General features: G+C 72.6%; 14 protein-coding genes and 3 tRNA genes. 9 read left to right on the forward strand and 8 right to left on the reverse strand.

The features are described 5' to 3' along the window. Window positions 1-206 precede the first annotated feature (206 nt). The gene (locus tag ACUW6W_RS09310) at window positions 207-1085 is read left to right on the forward strand and encodes a PRC and DUF2382 domain-containing protein (protein WP_101967260.1); all 879 of its coding nucleotides are present in this window, start codon (window positions 207-209) and stop codon (window positions 1083-1085) included. A gap of 195 nt (window positions 1086-1280) precedes the next feature. Beyond that, window positions 1281-1369 (forward strand) — tRNA-Ser (locus ACUW6W_RS09315). Between the two features lie 79 nt (window positions 1370-1448). Here ACUW6W_RS09315 and ACUW6W_RS09320 read toward each other — a convergent pair. Continuing rightward, window positions 1449-2285: a hypothetical protein gene (locus ACUW6W_RS09320; protein WP_061867512.1), complete on the reverse strand. Its 837-nt coding sequence runs from the start codon at window positions 2283-2285 to the stop codon at window positions 1449-1451. Between the two features lie 196 nt (window positions 2286-2481). Between ACUW6W_RS09320 and ACUW6W_RS09325 the strand changes: the two genes are divergently transcribed. Further along, window positions 2482-3819: a polysaccharide deacetylase family protein gene (locus tag ACUW6W_RS09325; RefSeq protein WP_159832835.1), complete on the forward strand. Its 1338-nt coding sequence runs from the start codon at window positions 2482-2484 to the stop codon at window positions 3817-3819. A 45-nt stretch (window positions 3820-3864) separates the two neighbouring features. Here the strand turns inward: ACUW6W_RS09325 and ACUW6W_RS09330 are convergent, their stop codons facing one another. Then, window positions 3865-5016 carry an MFS transporter gene (locus ACUW6W_RS09330; RefSeq protein WP_255354996.1) on the reverse strand — a complete coding sequence of 384 codons (1152 nt, stop codon included), beginning with the start codon at window positions 5014-5016 and terminating at the stop codon, window positions 3865-3867. Window positions 5017-5157: 141 nt separating this feature from the next. On the opposite strand from ACUW6W_RS09330, the gene ACUW6W_RS09335 reads away from it, so the two are divergent. After that, window positions 5158-6633 (forward strand): phosphomannomutase/phosphoglucomutase, encoded by a 1476-nt coding sequence (locus tag ACUW6W_RS09335; RefSeq protein ID WP_063189907.1) that lies wholly within the window; start codon window positions 5158-5160, stop codon window positions 6631-6633. A 10-nt stretch (window positions 6634-6643) separates the two neighbouring features. On the opposite strand, the gene ACUW6W_RS09340 is transcribed toward ACUW6W_RS09335, so the two are convergent. Beyond that, window positions 6644-8839: a RecQ family ATP-dependent DNA helicase gene (locus ACUW6W_RS09340; RefSeq protein WP_454180142.1), complete on the reverse strand. Its 2196-nt coding sequence runs from the start codon at window positions 8837-8839 to the stop codon at window positions 6644-6646. Window positions 8840-8910: 71 nt separating this feature from the next. On the opposite strand from ACUW6W_RS09340, the gene ACUW6W_RS09345 reads away from it, so the two are divergent. Together ACUW6W_RS09345 and ACUW6W_RS09350 are read left to right on the forward strand one after the other, a co-directional pair. Beyond that, window positions 8911-9369, forward strand: a complete 459-nt coding sequence (locus ACUW6W_RS09345; RefSeq protein WP_041102859.1) for an RrF2 family transcriptional regulator — start codon at window positions 8911-8913, stop codon at window positions 9367-9369. 95 nt (window positions 9370-9464) lie between these two features. Next, window positions 9465-10655, forward strand: coding sequence for a globin domain-containing protein (locus ACUW6W_RS09350; protein WP_041102857.1), 1191 nt, complete (start codon window positions 9465-9467; stop codon window positions 10653-10655). Window positions 10656-10721: 66 nt separating this feature from the next. Here the strand turns inward: ACUW6W_RS09350 and ACUW6W_RS09355 are convergent, their stop codons facing one another. Continuing rightward, entirely contained in the window at window positions 10722-12566 is a 1845-nt protein-coding gene (locus tag ACUW6W_RS09355) for a phosphoenolpyruvate carboxykinase (GTP) (RefSeq protein WP_049147908.1), read from the reverse strand. Window positions 12567-12810: 244 nt separating this feature from the next. On the opposite strand from ACUW6W_RS09355, the gene ACUW6W_RS09360 reads away from it, so the two are divergent. After that, window positions 12811-12884: transfer RNA gene (locus ACUW6W_RS09360), tRNA-Arg, on the forward strand. Window positions 12885-12963: 79 nt separating this feature from the next. Here ACUW6W_RS09360 and ACUW6W_RS09365 read toward each other — a convergent pair. From ACUW6W_RS09365 to upp, 3 genes are all read right to left on the reverse strand, one after another. Beyond that, the gene (locus tag ACUW6W_RS09365) at window positions 12964-13488 is read right to left on the reverse strand and encodes a SixA phosphatase family protein (RefSeq protein ID WP_002854135.1); all 525 of its coding nucleotides are present in this window, start codon (window positions 13486-13488) and stop codon (window positions 12964-12966) included. A 70-nt stretch (window positions 13489-13558) separates the two neighbouring features. Beyond that, the gene (locus ACUW6W_RS09370; protein WP_036316068.1) at window positions 13559-14347 is read right to left on the reverse strand and encodes a winged helix-turn-helix domain-containing protein; all 789 of its coding nucleotides are present in this window, start codon (window positions 14345-14347) and stop codon (window positions 13559-13561) included. A gap of 474 nt (window positions 14348-14821) precedes the next feature. Next, window positions 14822-15457: a uracil phosphoribosyltransferase gene (gene upp, locus ACUW6W_RS09375; RefSeq protein WP_010079486.1), complete on the reverse strand. Its 636-nt coding sequence runs from the start codon at window positions 15455-15457 to the stop codon at window positions 14822-14824. Between the two features lie 83 nt (window positions 15458-15540). Between upp and ACUW6W_RS09380 the strand changes: the two genes are divergently transcribed. Both ACUW6W_RS09380 and ACUW6W_RS09385 read left to right on the forward strand, forming a co-directional pair. Next, window positions 15541-16047, forward strand: coding sequence for a nucleoside deaminase (locus tag ACUW6W_RS09380; protein ID WP_454180143.1), 507 nt, complete (start codon window positions 15541-15543; stop codon window positions 16045-16047). A 74-nt stretch (window positions 16048-16121) separates the two neighbouring features. After that, a tRNA-Ser gene (locus ACUW6W_RS09385) sits at window positions 16122-16212 on the forward strand. 66 nt (window positions 16213-16278) lie between these two features. Here ACUW6W_RS09385 and ACUW6W_RS09390 read toward each other — a convergent pair. After that, window positions 16279-17367 carry an alpha/beta hydrolase gene (locus ACUW6W_RS09390; RefSeq protein ID WP_144819949.1) on the reverse strand — a complete coding sequence of 363 codons (1089 nt, stop codon included), beginning with the start codon at window positions 17365-17367 and terminating at the stop codon, window positions 16279-16281. Window positions 17368-17435: the final 68 nt, after the last annotated feature.

Raw genomic sequence — 17435 nt, forward strand, 5'->3', positions numbered from 1 at the left:
CGCATGCGCCACACTCCCACCGATCCCCCAGGGTCCGGAGCGGGCCCGGACGAAGAATCCGCGGAATCACGCGGATCACACCGAGATTCTGGGAGAAGTCTTGGAATTTGGAATCTGGGGGGCCGATGGTTGACGCCACTCGGGCCCATGGGGAATTGTGAATGAGCGTAAGGCAACAAAACACCAATTCAGAAGGAGAATTCCTCATGGACCGCAACGCTCTCGACCAGCTGCAGAACTCCACCGTCTTCGCCACCGACGGCGACAAGATCGGCTCCGTCGGTCAGGTTTACCTCGACGACGTCACCAACGAGCCCACCTTCATCACGGTGAAGACCGGCCTGTTCGGCGCCCGCGAGACCTTCGTCCCGCTGCAGCAGGCCCAGATCACCGCCGACGGCATCACGGTGCCCTTCGAGAAGTCCTTCGTGAAGGACGCCCCGAACGTGGACGCGGACGGCTCGCTGACCCCCGAGGAGGAGCAGCGCATCTACGAGTACTACTCCATGGAGTACTCCGCCGCGGATCACGACGGCGACGTGCGTCGTGACGACGTGCGCACCGACGCCGGCGCCGCTGGCGTGGCCGGCACCGCGGGTGTGGCCGGCGTGGCCGACCGCCGCGACGAGGCCGTCGTGGACGGCGACCGCCGCGACGTGACCGACCGCGATCGCCGCGACGTGACCGACGCCGACTCCGTCGTCGTCAAGGACGAGCACCTGAACGTCGGCACCGAGCGCCGCGCCTCCGGCCGCGTCCGTCTGCGCAAGCAGGCCTACACCACCACCGAGACCGTCGAGGTGCCCGTCACCCGCGAGGAGGTCGTGGTGGAGCGCGAGTCCGTCGACCCGAACTCCGCCGAGGCCCGCACCGCCGGCCGCGACGGCGACGTCGAGGTGACCACCTACGAGGAGACCCCGGTCGTCAACAAGACCGTGGACGCCGAGAAGGTCTCTCTGGGCAAGCGCCAGGTGCAGGACACCGAGACGGTGACCGAGGAGGTCCGCCACGAGGACGTCAAGGTCGACGGCGACGCCACCGATCGCGACCTCGACGGCCGCAACGACCGCAAGGATCGCATCTGATCTGAACGGACGCGTCGGCCTCAGGCCGGACGGCTGACAGATCACGCGGGGCCCCGGATCGATCGATCCGGGGCCCGCTCGTGCGCGATGGTGGTCCGACCGTGAGCACGGCGCTCCTTTGCCCTGCCCTGGCCTGGCGCGCTAAGCTGGACCGGTCTGACCGCGCGTCGCCCCGTGCGAGGCGCGCCGGACGGAGGAGACGTGCCAGAGCGGCCGAATGGACTTCACTGCTAATGAAGGGCTCGACGAAAGTTGGGCCGGGGGTTCAAATCCCCCCGTCTCCGCGAGAGAGGGCCGGAATCCACGCGATTCCGGCCCTCTTCGCGTCTGCCGCGGGGACCTGACGTGCCGACCGACCGGTGACTAGCCCTCCCCGCGGCGCTCCCGCATGCGGCGCAGCAGCTCGTACGCCTCCGGCACGGAGAGCTCCGAGTGGCTGGACAGCTGGACGGCGGCGGACTCGAGGTTGCCGTCTCGCACCATGGCGGAGAGCTGATCGCGGAGCCACGGCGGCAGGTCCTGCGAGGAGAGGCGGACGGACTCCGTCCCCCGCATCACCTCGACCTCGAAGGGGAGCTCCTCCTCGGCGGGGGCGGCGGTCCACTCGGCGGGGACGGTCAGGGTCGTCAACTCGTCTGCGGGCGGCGCTGCTGAGTCGTGGTCGGCGTCCTGCCGGGCGTCGTCCTCGGCCACGGCGTCAGAGGTCTCGCGATCGGGCGTCTGGGCGTCCGGCTCCCCCCGCCCGCTCGAATCCTGTCCGGGCCGCTTCGGCCCGGGGGTCTCGGCCGGGGCCGCATCGTCCCGGTGGGGCTCCCCATGGTCGTCGGGAACGGGCCCCGCGACTCCGGCGGACGTGGCGTCCGGTTCCTGCACCGGCTCGGAGTAGACCTGCGGATGCACGGCGAGGGACTGCACGTCCATGACGGCGTCCTTCAGGCCGCGTCCCGTGTGGGCGCGGTAGTCGCGCACGGCCTCCATCACACGGCTCTGGGCGATGTGCCCGTACACGCGCCGATGGGCGTCCTCGTCCAGCAGCCCCGCCGCCAGACGCGCCCGCTCCGGTCCGATGTCCAGCCCGCGACCGGACGGCGTGCGCTGATCCGCCGCCTGACGCGCTCGACCAGCCGACATCCACCGGGCGGCGGCGAACGCGAGGGCGCCGATGACGACCACCGCGAGGACAGGGACGAGATATTCCATGCCTCCAGTCTAGGTGTGGCCCGCGAGGGCCATGCCGGCAGCCGCGGCGCCACATCACAACCTGGTCACAGTTCTGCCAGGGCTCCAGAGCCACCGGGGGGCCTCCCCTACGGTGGAACGTGGAGTCCTCCGTGTCTGGTCACGGCGGCCATGGAGGAGACACTCCGCCCGCCACTCGACCGAGCCAGGAGACCGCATGTCCTTCCCCCGCCCGTCCGCCCGCACCGTCGACACCCCCTCGCCCCGGCGACGCCGCTGGTGGGGGACGTCGGTGGCGCTCGCCCTCGTGCTGGCCGGCTGTGCCGCCCCGCAGGGGGACGAGGGGACGGCGGCCGGGTCCTCCGGCGCCACGGACGCGGCCGTCTCGTCGCCCGCATCTGCGGACGGATCGGAGGCCTCGTCGTCGCAGGGACGGTCCTCGGATGCGGCGTCGTCCGGTGAGGGCTCGCCGTCGGCCGCCGCGGACCCCGCGCTCCCCCTGGCCGCCCGCTCCCATGAGGACGTGCCGATGCGGGCCTTCACGGCGGAGGAACGCCCGCCGCAGTTCGTCCTCTTCTCCTTCGACGGTGGCCGTCAGGACGCGCGCTGGAAGACCTTCCTGGACGCGGCGGCGGACTCCGACGCGAAGTTCACGGTGTTCCAGTCCGCGATCAACCTCATCGAGACCGCCAACCGGGAGAACTACACGGCGCCCGGCAACGAGCCCGGCTACGTGGGCACGGAGTTCGGCGGCGACGAGGCCGAGGTGGCGCAGCGCATCGAGAACATCAACACGGCACACGCCGCCGGCCACGAGATCGGCACCCACTACGCGGGTCACCTGGGCGCGCCCACGAGGTACGGCGCAGACCAGTGGTCCACGGCCGAATGGAAGCAGGAGTACGGCTCGTTCACGGACATCCTCTCCGACCCCGGCGCCTACAACCCGGGCAGCTCCCTGCCGGCGCTGGAGGTCACCCCCGACGACGTCAAGGGCGGACGCCTGCCCTGCCTCGACGGGGAGTGGGACCAGCTCGTCCCGATGTGGAAGGACAACGGACTCGAGTACGACACGTCGCGTGCCGCGGCCGCCTCCGGCGTCGCCTGGCCCTACCAGGAGGACGGGATCTGGGAGTTCGAGATGCCGATGACCTGGTCCCCCGTGCTCGCCGAGAAGGACGCGGCCAGCCCGTTCGTGATGGCGATGGACTACAACTTCTGGATCTCCGGCAACGGCGGCAAGGACATCCCGGAGGACGTCTCCCGACTCACCGACTTCCAGTACCGCACCTACCGCTACATGTACGACTCGGCGTTCGCGGGCAACCGCGCCCCGCTGGTCTTCGGCAACCACTTCAACGACTGGGGTCTCAACGCGTTCAACCCGGCTGTGGAGAAGGTCATGCGGGAGGTCTGCGTCGAGGAGGACACCTACTGCGTGACCTACCAGCAGATGATCGCGTGGCTCGAGCTGCAGGACCCGGAGGTCCTCGCCGCCTGGCGCGACCAGGCCCGGTCCGCCACCGGCACGGATGCCGAGGCCCTCGGCTGGTGATCGGCGGGTCGACCCACTGACATCCGCCCCGACGACGGCCCCGGCTCAGCGCGCCGGGGCCGTCCCGCGTCCGCGCAGCACGACGACGGCGCTCACCAGGGCGGTCAGCACCAGGGCCAGGACCATCAGCACCGTCCCCGGCCACCCATGGGATTCGTGGAACACGCCGCCCAGCCAACCGAAGAGGCTCGAGCCGGCGTAGTACGCGAAGTTGTACAGGGAGGTCGACTGGGCGCGGCCCGTGGGGGCGGCCGTCCCAGACCACGCGGAGGCCACGGCGTGGGCGGCGAAGAACGCGCCCGTCACGAGCACGAGGGCGGGCACCAGCACCGCCGGATGCGGGACCGACGTGAGGGCGACGCCCGCCGCCATGGCCGCCGTCGCGCCGGCCAGGACGGGCAGCCGGCCCACCCGCGCGGCCAGCCGACCCGCGCGCGGCGACGACCACGTGCCCGCGAGATAGGCGAGGAAGACGAGGCCGGCCGCCGTCGGCGTCCAGGAGAACGGCGGGTCGAGCAGGCGGTACCCCACGAAGTTGTACAGCGCCACGAACCCGCCCATCAGCAGCGCCCCCTGCAGGTAGACGGCGACGAGCTCCGGCGAGCGCAGGTGACCGCGCACGATGCGCACGAGCGTCGCCGGGGAGGTGGGCGACGGCGTGAAACGTCGGGCACGCGGCGTGATCGCCAGGAAGCCGACCGTGCACAGCACCCCGACCACGGTGACGGCCAGCATCCCGCCGCGCCACGAGGACGCCTCCGCGACGGGCAGGGCGAGGAGCCGGCCGGAGAGCCCGCCGAGGGTGGTGCCGGCGATGTAGGTGCCGGCGGCCGCCGCGACCGCGTGCGGGACCACCTCCTCCGCCAGCAGCGCCACGGCGAGTCCCGCGACACCCCCGTGCGCCATGCCCTCGAGCAGGCGCAGGCCCAGCATGGCCTCGAACGTGGGTGCGAGGACGCCCGTGAGCGCGCACGCACTGGCGGAGACCATCGAGACCACCATGGCGCGTCGGCGGCCCCACCGGTCCCCGGCCACGGACCACGGCACCACCGACAGGGCGAGGCCGAGTGTGCTGGCGGAGACGAGCAGGGCGGCACGGTCCGCGGGGACGCCCAGGTCGTCGCTGACCAGCGGCAGCAGGCCCTGCGGGGAGTAGAGCTGGGCGAACGTGGCCACCCCCGCCAGGAACAGCCCGATCAGCAGCCTGCGGTACGCGGGCTCCCCGGGAGCGGCCGGCGCGGGTCCCGACGGCGGGACGGCCGGGGGCCCCGCGCTCGGGGGCGGAGTGGTCGGGGGCACGCCCTCACTGTATCCAGGCTGTCCACTACGATCGGTCGGGTGACTACCTCGACCCCCTCCCTCGACCTGCACGACTCCTTCAAGGCGTACGACGTCCGCGGCATCGTGGGCGAGTCCATCACGGCGGAGAGCGTCCGCGCGGTGGGCGCGGCCTTCGTGGACGTGCTGGGCCTGGCCGGTCACACCGTGCTGGTCGGCGGGGACATGCGCCCCTCCTCGCCCGCGTTCATGACGGCCTTCGCCGAGGGTGCCACGCGCCGCGGCGCCGACGTCGTCACCCTGGGGCTGATCTCCACGGACATGCTCTACTACGCGGCGGGCGTGAAGCAGGCCGCGGGCGTGGTGTTCACCGCCTCGCACAACCCGGCCGAGTACAACGGCATGAAGATGGCCCAGGCCGGCGCCGTGCCGGTCTCCTCGGACACCGGGCTGTTCGAGATCCGCGACGCGGCCCAGGCCTACCTCGACGCCGGTGAGATCCCCGCCGCCGAGACCGCCGGCACCGTGACGGAGGAGGACATCCTCCCCGGCTACGCCGCATACCTGCGCTCGCTCGTGGACCTGACGGGGGTGCGCCGCCTGAAGGTCGTGGTGGACGCGGGCAACGGCATGGCGGGCAAGACCACCCCGGCCGTCCTCGGCGACGCCGAGCTGGCCGCCCTGCCGCTGGAGATCGAGCCGCTCTACTTCGAGCTGGACGGCACCTTCCCGAACCACCCGGCCAACCCGCTGGAACCGGAGAACCTGCGGGACCTGCAGGCCGCCGTCGTGGAGCACGGCGCGGACATCGGCCTGGCCTTCGACGGCGACGCCGACCGCTGCTTCGTGATCGACGAGCAGGGCGCCCCGGTCTCCCCCTCCGCGGTCACCGCCCTGGTGGCCCGCCGCGAGATCGCCCGCGCGAAGGCCGACGGCGAGCAGACCCCCGTGGTCATCCACAACCTGATCACCTCCCGCGCCGTCCCCGAGCTCGTGGCGGCCGACGGGGGCCGGGCCGTGGAGACCCGCGTGGGCCACTCCTTCATCAAGGCGGTCATGGCCGCCGAGTCCGCCGTCTTCGGCGGCGAACACTCCGCGCACTACTACTTCCGCGACTTCTTCAACGCGGACACCGGCATGCTCGCGGCCATGCACGTGCTGGCGGCCCTGGGCGGCCAGGAGCAGCCGCTGTCCGAGCTGGCCGAGGAGTACGAGCCGTACGTGGCCTCCGGAGAGATCAACTCGCAGGTCGCGGACAAGGACGCCGCCGTGGCCGCGGTGGTGGCGCAGTTCGCCCCCGCCGTGGGCGAGGGCGTCGGCGAGGGCCAGGCCGTGCACGAGGACTTCGCCGGGGTGGCCACCACGGTGACCCGCATGGACGGCACCACGGTCGCCGCCCAGGACGGCACGTGGTGGTTCAACCTCCGCCCGTCCAACACGGAGCCGTTCCTGCGCTACAACGGCGAGGCCCGCACGGCCGCCACCATGGAGGCGCTCCGCGACGCCGTGCTGGCGATCGTCCGCGCGGAGCGCTGACCTCGGCGGCTCATCCGGCCTGGGCCAGGACGAGCGGCAGCACCCCCTGGGCGCCGGCCTCGCGCAGCACCCGCGCAGCCTCGGCGAGCGACCACCGCGAGTCGACGAGGTCGTCGACCAGCAGCACGGGGCCGTGGCGGCCGGCGTCCGGGGCGGTGCGCAACATCTGCGCCATCGCCTCGGGGACGGCGAACCGGCCGTACACGGACCCGAGCCGGTAGGCGCTGTTGCCGCCCGGCCCGGCCGTGGGGCCGCCGCGCGCGTGCTCAAGCGAGCCGAGGAACGGCAGCCGGCCGATCCGGGCGATCCCCTCGGCGAACGACCCCACCAGCTGCGGGCGGGTGCGCGAGGGCATCGCGACGACGGCGATCGGCCGCGTCCGCCACCCCCAGCCGGCCAGGACGTCGACGGCGCCCCGCAGGACCTCCTCCGGCACCGGCGCGTCCTCCCGGTCCAGCAGGTCCCGCAGGACGGTGCCCCACCCGAGGTCCGTCAGGCGGGCGAGCGCGCGGCCCTCCTCGGCCTGCGACTCGGACGCGATGCGCCCCTTGACGGGCACGCCCAGCCGGTCCATGCCCGAGGGCCACATGCGACGGGGCTCGATCGGCACACCGGTGCGGCGCAGGGCGGCCTCCGCGCGCTCCCCCGCCGCCCCGTCCGATCCCGTCGGGTACCAGGGGCCGGCGCAGACGTCACAGCGGCCGCACGGCGCGGCGGTGGGGTCGTCCAGGGTGCGGGCCAGGAACTCCATGCGGCACCGGTCCGTGGTCTGGTAGTCGAGCATGAGCCGCTCCTCGGCCCGGCGCGCCTCGGCCACGCGGGCGTACCGCTCGGCGTCGTACGTCCACTCCCGCCCGGTGGCGCGCCAGCCGCCGCCCACCCGCTCGACCGCCCCGTCCACGGCGAGGACCTTGAGCAGCAGCTCCAGGGTGGTGCGCTTGATCCGCACGGCCGGCTCGAGCGCCGCCACGGAGAGGGCCCCGCCGTGGTCCGCGAGCGCCCCCAGCACGGCGCGCGCCTGCTCCTCGTCCGGCATGGAGGCGGTGGCGAAGTACTCCCAGATGCGACGGTCCTCGGGCCCGGGCAGCAGGAGCACGTCCGCGTGGTCCGTCCCGCGGCCGGCACGGCCGACCTGCTGGTAGTACGCCACGGGCGAGCCCGGCGCGCCGAAGTGCACCACGAACGTCAGGTCCGGCTTGTCGAAGCCCATGCCGAGCGCCGAGGTGGCCACGACGGCCTTCACCCGGTTGGCCTTGAGGTCCTCCTCGATCTCGGCGCGCCGCTCCGGGTCCGTGCGGCCCGTGTAGGCGACCACCTCGTGCCCCGCCTCGCGCAGGGCGCGCGCCGTGTCCTCGGCGGCGGAGACCGTGAGGGCGTAGACGATCCCGGAGCCCGGCAGGTCCGCGAGGTGGTCGAGGAGCCAGGCCAGGCGCGCGGCCGGGCTGGGCATGCGCAGCACGCCCAGGCGCAGCGAGGCGCGGGCCAGGGGGCCGCGGAGCACGAACACGTCCTGCTCGGAGGCGACGCCGAGCTGCTCCACCACGTCCGCCACCACACGGGCGTTGGCCGTGGCGGTGGTGGCCAGCACGGGCACCGCGCGCGGCCCCTCGGCGGGAAGCAGCCCGATCAGGTCCCGGATGCGGCGGTAGTCCGGCCGGAAGTCGTGGCCCCAGTCGGAGATGCAGTGGGCCTCGTCCACCACGAGCAGGCCCATGCGCGCCACGAGGTCCGGCAGCTGCTCGTCCCGGAACCGGGGGTTCGTGAGGCGCTCGGGCGAGATCAGCAGCACGTCCACCTCGTCCGCCGCGAGCCGGGCCCGGACCTCGTCCCACTCCGTGGCGTTCGCCGAGCTCACGGACACCGCGCGCACGCCCGCCCGGGCGGCGGCCGCGACCTGGTCCCGCATGAGCGCGAGCAGCGGGGAGACGATCAGCGTGGGCCCCGCGCCGCGGGCGCGCAGCAGGAGGGAGGCCACGAAGTACACGGCGGACTTGCCCCAGCCGGTGCGCTGCACCACCAGGGCGCGGCGGCGGTGGGCCACGAGCGCCTCGATCGCCTCGAACTGCCCGTCCTTGAATCGCGCGTCCGGCCGGTCCACGAGCCGACGCAGGACGGCCAGGGCCTCCTCGTGCAGCGCGGCGTCGCCCCCCGGCACGGAGGTCTCGGGGAGGCGGGGGCCGGCGTCGGGGTGCGAGGTGGCGTCCATGGCGTCAGTATGCCAACCGGCCCGGACACCGCAGGCGCGGCGGCGCCGTGCACCGGTGGGATGATGGCGGGATGAAGCTGAGCGCCTACACCGACGTCTGCCTGCGTGTGCTGATGACGCTCGCGGCCGCCGAGGGGGAACGGCTCACCAGCCAGCAGATCGCGGACCGGATCCAGGTGCCCTACAACCACGTGATCAAGGCGGTCGCCGAGCTGCGTCGCCGCGGGACCATCGAGGTGCTGCGCGGTCGGCACGGCGGGGCCATGATCGCCGCGGCCGGTCTGGACCAGCGTGTGGGCGAGCTCGTGCGCTCGCTGAGCAGCCGCGACGAGGTGATCGACTGCGCCGGGCGCGACTCCGGGGTGGCGTGCCCCTACGCCGGCGACTGCCGCCTGCGCGGCGCCCTGCACCGCGCACGCGAGGCCTTCCTCGCCGAACTCGACACCGTGCGGATCCGGGATCTGGTGAGCGCCGGGCCTGTCGGCGGACCCGTGCTGCTGGGCCTGCCGGAGATCCCCGTGACGCACTGAGGGAACGGGCCGGGGGGCGAGTTCCCGACGGCGACGGCCGGGTGTAATCTGGCAAAACCAGCGCAAGATTCGCCACCGAAGAGACGGAGACCCCCGTGCTGTCCGAGAAGTCCCACCCCGTCATCGAGGCCACCGCCGCCGTCGTCGCCGAGCACATGCCGGAGATCACGCCCCTGTTCTACGCCCACATGTTCGAGGCCCACCCCGAGCTCCTCGACGGCGTCTTCTCCCGCGCCAACCAGCGCAACGGCGAGCAGGCCCAGGCCCTCGCCGGCTCGATCGTGAAGTTCGCGGTGCACCTGCTCGAGAACCCGGGCACCCTGCCCGAGGCCGTCCTGTCCCGCATCGCCCACAAGCACACCGCCCTCGGCATCGTCGAGGAGCAGTACCCGATCGTCTACGAGAACCTCTTCTGGGCCATCGGCGAGGTGCTCGGCGACGCCGTCACCCCCGCGGTGGCCGACGCCTGGACCGAGGTCTACTGGCTCATGGCCGACGCCCTCATCAAGATCGAGAAGGGCCTCTACTCCCAGCAGGCCAACGACAGGATGTGGACGGACTGGAGGGTCGTCGCGAAGGAGCCCACCGGCAACGCGGCCGTCACCTTCCGCTTCGAGCCGGCCGACGACACCCCGCAGTCCCGCGGCAGGGCCGGCGGCTACGTGTCCGTGCGCCTGAAGGTAGAGGACGGCCTGCGCCAGTGCCGCCAGTACTCCCTCTCCGAGAAGGCCGAGTCCACCACCGAACGTGTCATCACCGTGAAGCTGGACGAGGGCGGCGAGGTCTCGCCCATGCTCATCCAGAACGTGGAGGTCGGCGACGTCATCGAGCTGTCCAACCCCTACGGCGACATCACCCTCGAGGACGAGGACTCCACCGCTCCCCTGGTCCTGGCGACCGCCGGCATCGGCATCACCCCGGCCGCCGCGATCTTGGACGCGCTCGCCCAGCAGGGCTCGGACCGCCAGGTCCTCTTCTTCCACGGCGACGCGTCCTGGGAGGCGGTGGCCCTGCGCGAACAGGTGACGGAGTCCCTGGCGGCGTTGCCGCACGGCGACGCCCGCCTCTTCCTCGGGGTGCGGCCGGAGCAGGACCCCGAGGGCGTCACGACCGTCGAGGGTGTGATGCACTTCGACGACGTCGAACTGCCCCGCGACGGGCACTACATCCTGTGCGGCCCGCTCGCGTTCATGCAGTCCACCCGCTCGAAGCTGATCGACGCCGGCGTGCCCGCGACGTCCATCCGCTACGAGATCTTCGGCCCGGACCTCTGGCTCGCCGCCTGATCCGGCCCCGGAACGCGGAACGGCCCGCACCCCTCACGGGGTGCGGGCCGTTCCGCGTTCCGGGGCTCAGGCCTGGGCGAACCGGGCCTTCTGCGCCTCGAAGCGCTCGCGCACGACGGCGGGCAGCGACTCGCCGAACCGGCCGAGCCACTGCTCGATGAGCTCGTTCTCCTCGGCCCACTCCGCGGCGTCGACCTTGAGGGCGTCCTCGAGGTCCTCGGCCGACACCTCGATGCCGGACAGGTCGAGCGAGCCCGCGGCCGGCACGAGACCGATCGGGGTCTCCTCGGCCTCGGCCTTGCCCTCGAGGCGCTCCACGACCCACTTCAGGACGCGCGAGTTCTCGCCGAAGCCGGGCCAGGCGAAGCCGCCGTCGCGGTTGCGGCGGAACCAGTTGACCAGGTAGATGCGCGGCAGCTTCTCCGGGTCGGCCTTGCCGGACTCCCTGACCCAGTGGGCCAGGTAGTCGCCGGCGTCGTAGCCGAGGAACGGCAGCATGGCCATCGGGTCGCGACGCACGACGCCCACGGCACCGGCGGCGGCCGCGGTGGTCTCCGAGGAGAGGGTGGCGCCCTTGAGGATGCCGTCCTCCCAGTCGAAGGCCTCGGTCACCAGCGGAACGGTGGTCTTGCGGCGGCCGCCGAACAGGATGGCGTCCAGCTTCACGCCCCGCGGGTCGCGGTACTCGTCGGCCAGCATGTCCGTCTGCTCGATGGGCGTGCAGAACCGGGAGTTCGGGTGGGCGGCCGGGGTGCCGGACTCGGGCGTCCAGTCGTTGCCGCGCCAGTCGGTGAGGTGCTCGGGGACCTCGTCCGTCATGCCCTCCCACCACACGCCGCCGTCGTCGGTGAGGGCGACGTTGGTGAAGATGGAGTTGCCCTTGGAGATCGCGCGCATGGCGTTCGGGTTGGTGGACCAGCCGGTGCCGGGGGCGACGCCGAAGTAGCCGGTCTCCGGGTTGATCACGCGGAACTCGCCGTCCTTGCCGGCGCGGATCCAGGTGATGTCGTCGCCCAGGGTCTCGGCCTTCCAGCCCTCGATCGTGGGGTCGATGAGGGCGAGGTTGGTCTTGCCGCAGGCCGACGGGAAGGCGCCGGTGATGTGGTAGGACCGGCCCTCGGGGTTGGTCAGCTTGAGGATCAGCATGTGCTCGGCGAGCCAGGCCTCGTCCCGGGCCATCACGGAGGCGATGCGCAGCGCGTAGCACTTCTTGCCGAGCAGGGCATTGCCGCCGTAGCCGGAGCCGAAGGACCAGATGGAGCGCTCCTCGGGGAAGTGCACGATCCACTTGGTCTCGTTGCACGGCCACGGCACGTCCTGCTCGCCCGGCTCCAGCGGGGCGCCCACGGAGTGCACGGCCGGCACGTAGAAGGCCTGCTCGCGGGACATCTTGTCCAGCACGTCCTGGCCGATGCGGGCCATGATGCGCATCGACAGGACCACGTAGGCGGAGTCGGTGATCTCCACGCCGTACTTCGGGTCCTCGGCGTCGAGGTGGCCCATCACGAACGGGATCACGTACATGGTGCGGCCGCGCATGGCGCCGGTGAACGCGTCGTCGAGGATGCCGTGCATCTTCGCCGGGTCCATCCAGTTGTTGGTGAAGCCGGCGTCCTCCTCCTTCTCGGAGCAGATGAAGGTGCGGTCCTCCACGCGGGCGACGTCGGCGGGATCGGAGAACGCGGCGAAGGAGTTGGGGAACTTGTCCTCGGCCAGGCGGGTCAGGGTGCCCGCCGCCACGAGCTCGTCCGCGAGGCGGTCGCGCTCCTCCTCGGAGCCGTCGACCCACTGGACGGAGTCCGGCTGCGTCAGCTCTGCAATCTGAGCGACCCACTCGCGCAGCTGGGCGTAGTCCGTGGGCGCGTCCGCCAGGGCGCGATCCGCGAACGAGGTGGTGGCGTTGTCAGCCATGGTGGAGAGTCCTCCCATTGGGGTCCGGGGCCGTTCCGTCCCGTCCACTCCGATGCGTGCACCGCCGAAGCGCGCACCACATCGTTGTGGCCGCACGGTCCTGCCATGGTACCCGAGCCCGGCTATCATGGCCGCGCCCCCGCCACACCCCCGACACAGACCGCCGCAGACCGTCGATTTGCACTTCGCCGGAGAGGTCCTGTAGTGTTCTACGAGTTCGAGCCGCTCCGGCGGATCGGATGATGCGCCCATAGCTCAGCTGGATAGAGCGTCTGTCTACGGAACAGAAGGTCAGGGGTTCGAATCCCTTTGGGCGCACGATCGGAAGGCCCCGCTCCTGCTGGAGCGGGGCCTTCGTCATGTCGGCGCGCCTCTGCCACGCGCGCCGCCGCGGAGGTCAGCGCCCCGGAACCACGAAGTGCGTCAGGGCGGCGTCGCGGCCGTCGAGCTCGGCCCACGGCTTCTCCACCCGGAACACCTGCATCCCGAGCGTCGGGTAGTGCTCGCTCATGCGCAGCGCCGCGTCCTGGTCCGAGTCCAGGCTCATCAGCCGCATGCCCAGCTCCTGCACCCACGGCATGTGGCCCACCACCAGCAGCCGTCGCGTGGTCTCCTCCGTCTCGTTGACGACGGCCAGGGCCCGCGCCGCGTCGGCGCCGTAGAGCCGCGGGTCCAGGTAGGGCGTGGGTGCCAGCTCGCCCAGGCGCTCGCACACCCACACGCACGTCTGACGGGTGCGCAGCGCATCGGAGCACACGACGGCGTCCGGGACGAGGTCGTGCTCGCGGAGCCAGTCGCCGGCGGCGGGCGCCTGGGCGTGGCCTCGCTCGGCGAGCGGGCGGGCATGGTCGTCGGCCGCGTCGGGCCAGCCGGCCTTGGCGTGCCGGAGGACGATCAGGGTCTTCGCGTCGGCGGTGCTCATGCGGCCAGGCTACGGCGACGGCCCCCGCTCGGGTGAGCGGGGGCCGTCGTCGGACACGGGCGGGCGCGGGTCAGATGCTGTACTCCGGCGCCGCCCACACGACCACCTCGGGGTGGCGGTAGAAGCGGTAGCCCTGGCCGCGCACGGTGCGCACGGTGTTCGCGAGGCGGCCGAGCTTGGCGCGCAGGCGGCGGATGTGCACGTCGATGGTGCGCTCGTTGGGCACCTCGTCGGCGTTGCGCCACAGGGCGTCGAGCAGCTCCTCGCGGCCGACGGTGCGCTCGCCGTTCTCCACGAGGTAGTTCAGGAGCTCGAACTCCTTGAAGGTGAGGTTCAGCGACTCACCGTCCAGCTGCACCTCGCGCCGGGACAGATCGATCAGCACACCGGGCTGGCGCGTGGACACGGGGGCCGGCGCCTGCGCCAGGTCGGGACGGGTGCCGCCCTGCACGGTCGGGTCGCCGAGCACCTGGCGCACGACCTCGATGTCGCGGCCCTCCGCGCCGGCGGGGGCCAGGGCGACGGCGGCGTGCGACTCCGCCCCGGGGACGAGGGACTCCACGTAGTGGCGCAGCTCATTGGCCAGCCGCGTGAGGGAGGTGCCGGCGGCCGAGGCGGCCAGCTCGTCCATGCCCACGTAGATGACGAACCCACGGGCCTCGTTCTCCCGGGCCACCGCCTGGGGACCCGGGATGCCGTTCGGCGCCAGGACCGGCGTCGGCGCCGTCTGGGAGTCGGGGGCGTCGGTGCCACCGGCCAGGCGCAGGCCTGCGCGGGCCTGGCCTCGGCGGGACATGCCGTCGGCCCGGCGCTGCGCGTTGCGGACGGAGATGTGCACGTATCCGGCGGACTGACCCATGGCCACCACTCCTCTTTCGGCTCATGGCCCCTCCACCGCTCGGTCGGTGCGGCGGACGAGGCGTCACATGACAAGAATGTGACTTCACCGAGGGGACTGGCAAGTAACGTTCGCACTTTTGTCTCATTATTTGAGAAGAAGAGTCCTGAATGTGCTCAACATCACTATTCGCGGATCGGAATAGCGTCGCGCCGTCGCTCGGCTCGCCCGCGTGACTCTCTCATTGTTCAACAGGTGGGAGCGCGCCGCAGGACCAATGAGTATGCGGAATATTTATGCAGGAGACTGCCAGGTTTTCCATGTGACGCCATGATGACGGGTCACAGCGGGTCGTGACGTCCACTAGATGGACGACACATTGGCGGCCCCGCTTGACGTCCCCGCCGGAGACGCTCCCGTGAGACGACCACGGCCCCCGCCGGGTGGGGGCGGGGGCCGTGGTCGTCTCGTGGCGGACGCGGAGGTCCGATCAGGTCATTCCGCCAGACCGTAGAGCCGGTCGCCGGCGTCGCCGAGGCCGGGGACGATGTAGGACCGCTCGTCCAGGCGCTCGTCGACGGCGGCCAGGTACAGGTCCACCTCGACGTCGCCCAGCGAGGCCTCCAACCGCTCGATGCCCTCGGGCGCTCCGAGCAGGCAGAGGCAGGTGACCCGCGCCGCGCCGCGCTGGTAGAGGAAGCGGATGGCCTCGATCAGCGTGCCTCCCGTGGCCAGCATGGGGTCCAGGACGAACACGTGACGCCCGGACAGGTCGGCGGGCAGCCGCTCCGCGTAGGTGACGATGTCCAGCGTCTCCTCATTGCGGGCCATGCCGAGGAACCCGACCTCGGCGGACGGCGCCATCTTGGTCATCCCCTCCAGCATCCCGAGCCCCGCGCGCAGGATCGGCACGACCAGCGGACGCGGGCGGGCCAGCCGGAAGCCGGTGGTCTCGGTCACCGGGGTCTCGATCCGCACCTCCTCCATGGCCACGTCGCGCGTCGCCTCGTAGGCGAGCAGCATCACGAGCTCCTCCGTGAGCTGCCGGAAGATCATGGACGGGGTCTTCTTGTCCCGCAGGACGCTGAGCTTGTGGGCCACGAGCGGGTGGTCGACGATGTGGACGCGCATGGCGCCCACGGTACCGCCCACGCGCGCCCCTCCGCCCGTCCCCGCGCCCGCGGTGGCGCCGACACCGCCGCTAGGCTGGCCGCGTGTCCGCCCCCATCCCCTCCCCCGCGCCCACGGCCGAGCAGGAGCACGCGTGGATGGGCCTGGCCCTCCGGGCCGCCCGCGCGGCCGGAGCGGCCGGCGACGTGCCGATCGGCGCCGCGCTCGTGGCCGGCGACGGGACCGTCCTGGCCGTCGTCGGGAACGAGCGCGAACAGCACCACGACCCCACCGCCCACGCCGAGGTCCTCGCGCTGCGCCGCGGGGCGGAGCTGCGGGCCGCCTCCGGGGCAGGCGACGGCTGGCGCCTGACGGACTGCACCCTCGTGGTGACCCTCGAACCCTGCCCCATGTGCGCCGGCGCGCTGCTGCTGGCCCGCATCCCGCGCGTCGTGTTCGGGGCGTGGGACCCGAAGGCGGGCGCGTGCGGCTCGGTGCTGGATGTGGTCCGCGACCCCCGCTTCAACCACCGGGTGCAGGTCCGCGCCGGCGTCCGCGCCGAGGAGAGCGCGGCGCTGCTGCGGGGGTTCTTCGCGGCACAGCGCGACTGAACGCGCCCGTGCCCGACGACGGCGGGCGACCGGTTTGGGCGCGCCGCCGCGGCTCGGGTAGGGTGTCCTGGTCTGGTGACGTGTCCGAGCGGCCGAAGGTGCAGCACTCGAAATGCTGTGTACGGTAACCCCGTACCGTGGGTTCAAATCCCACCGTCACCGCCAGATGTGCAGCCCGGGAGCCTCGTGCTCCCGGGCTTTCGCCATGCCGGGGCGGGTCCGGCCGCCGGCTCAGCGCGGCAGGACGGCGTCCAGGAACGAGGCCACCGCGGACCACGAGATGGAGGCGTGCACGGCGCTGGCCGGCACACCGGTGCGGAGCACCTCCGCGCTGCGGGTCTTCGCGGTCATCATGCCCAGGTCGTGGCCGCCCTCGGCCACCGAGTAGAACGCGGTGCGCAGTCCGGCGGCCTCGGCGGCCCGGTACAGCTCGAGGCTCTGTCCCCACGGGACCGTGACGTCCTTGCGCCCGTGGACGACCAGCAGGGGCGGCGAGTCCGGGCGCACGTGCGTGATCGGGGAGGCCAGCCGGGTCAGGCCGCCCGAGGCCAGGACGGGCACCCCCAGCATGTCCGACTTGGTGCTGCGGTCGTCGAGGTGGCAGTGCGCGAGCCGGTTCGCGCGGTTGTAGTCCGCACACGCGCCCGGGAGCATCTGGCGGTTCATCGTCAGGAAGTCCGTGGGGCCGAAGAAGTCCACGATCGCCTGGACGCGGTCCTCCTCCGGGATCGCGTGGCCGCCGTCGGGCACCTCCCGGCCGGGCGGCGTCACCTGCTCCCGGTCCAGGTCCTGTCCGCCCGTGAGGCCGGCCATGAGGGCGTTCCAACCGCCCGACGACGAGCCGGCCACGGCCACCCGCCCCGCGTCCAGCTGCAGGCCCGGGGCGTTGCGCCGCACCCAGCGGACCGCCGCCGTCGCGTCCTCCACCTGGGCGGGGAACGTGCCCTGCTTGGAGCTGCGCACCGAGAACGCGGCGACGGCGTAGCCGTGCGGGACCAGGCCGCGGGCGACGTCGACACCGTCGCTGTAGCCGCGATCGCTGCGCCAGCCGGAGCCCGCGTTCCACACGAGGACCGGGAACGGGCCCTGGCCCGGCGGCCGGTACACGTCGATGCGTCCGGCGCGCCCGGGCAGGGCCGCGTACGTGTGCCCGGTGGAGCTGCGCATGCCGTACAGGGCCGGCGCGTTGGCGCCCAGCGGCCCGGCGGGCGCGCCGGCCAGGTCGGTGACGACGGCCACCCCACCCACCGCGAGGGCGCCGACCCCGAGGCCGAGCGCGGCGCGGCGGGACACCCGCGGGGACCGTGCGGTCGACGTCATGGGCCCCCTTCCGGTGCGGAGCCAGGCACCCCGCCCCGGCGAGCGTAACCGAGCGGCGGGGGCCGACC

It is taken from the genome of Micrococcus sp. 093350064-1 (genome assembly GCF_053627955.1).

What these genes read in the sequence shown, in the direction of transcription:
- ACUW6W_RS09355 (WP_049147908.1), bottom strand. Translation starts at nt 12,566, where the DNA reads ATGGCTGACAACGCCACCACCTCGTTCGCGGATCGCGCCCTGGCGGAC.
- ACUW6W_RS09345 (WP_041102859.1), top strand. Translation starts at nt 8,911, where the DNA reads ATGAAGCTGAGCGCCTACACCGACGTCTGCCTGCGTGTGCTGATGACG.
- ACUW6W_RS09365 (WP_002854135.1), bottom strand. Translation starts at nt 13,488, where the DNA reads ATGAGCACCGCCGACGCGAAGACCCTGATCGTCCTCCGGCACGCCAAG.
- upp (WP_010079486.1), bottom strand. Translation starts at nt 15,457, where the DNA reads ATGCGCGTCCACATCGTCGACCACCCGCTCGTGGCCCACAAGCTCAGC.
- ACUW6W_RS09325 (WP_159832835.1), top strand. Translation starts at nt 2,482, where the DNA reads ATGTCCTTCCCCCGCCCGTCCGCCCGCACCGTCGACACCCCCTCGCCC.
- ACUW6W_RS09310 (WP_101967260.1), top strand. Translation starts at nt 207, where the DNA reads ATGGACCGCAACGCTCTCGACCAGCTGCAGAACTCCACCGTCTTCGCC.
- ACUW6W_RS09390 (WP_144819949.1), bottom strand. Translation starts at nt 17,367, where the DNA reads ATGACGTCGACCGCACGGTCCCCGCGGGTGTCCCGCCGCGCCGCGCTC.
- ACUW6W_RS09370 (WP_036316068.1), bottom strand. Translation starts at nt 14,347, where the DNA reads ATGGGTCAGTCCGCCGGATACGTGCACATCTCCGTCCGCAACGCGCAG.
- ACUW6W_RS09340 (WP_454180142.1), bottom strand. Translation starts at nt 8,839, where the DNA reads ATGGACGCCACCTCGCACCCCGACGCCGGCCCCCGCCTCCCCGAGACC.
- ACUW6W_RS09320 (WP_061867512.1), bottom strand. Translation starts at nt 2,285, where the DNA reads ATGGAATATCTCGTCCCTGTCCTCGCGGTGGTCGTCATCGGCGCCCTC.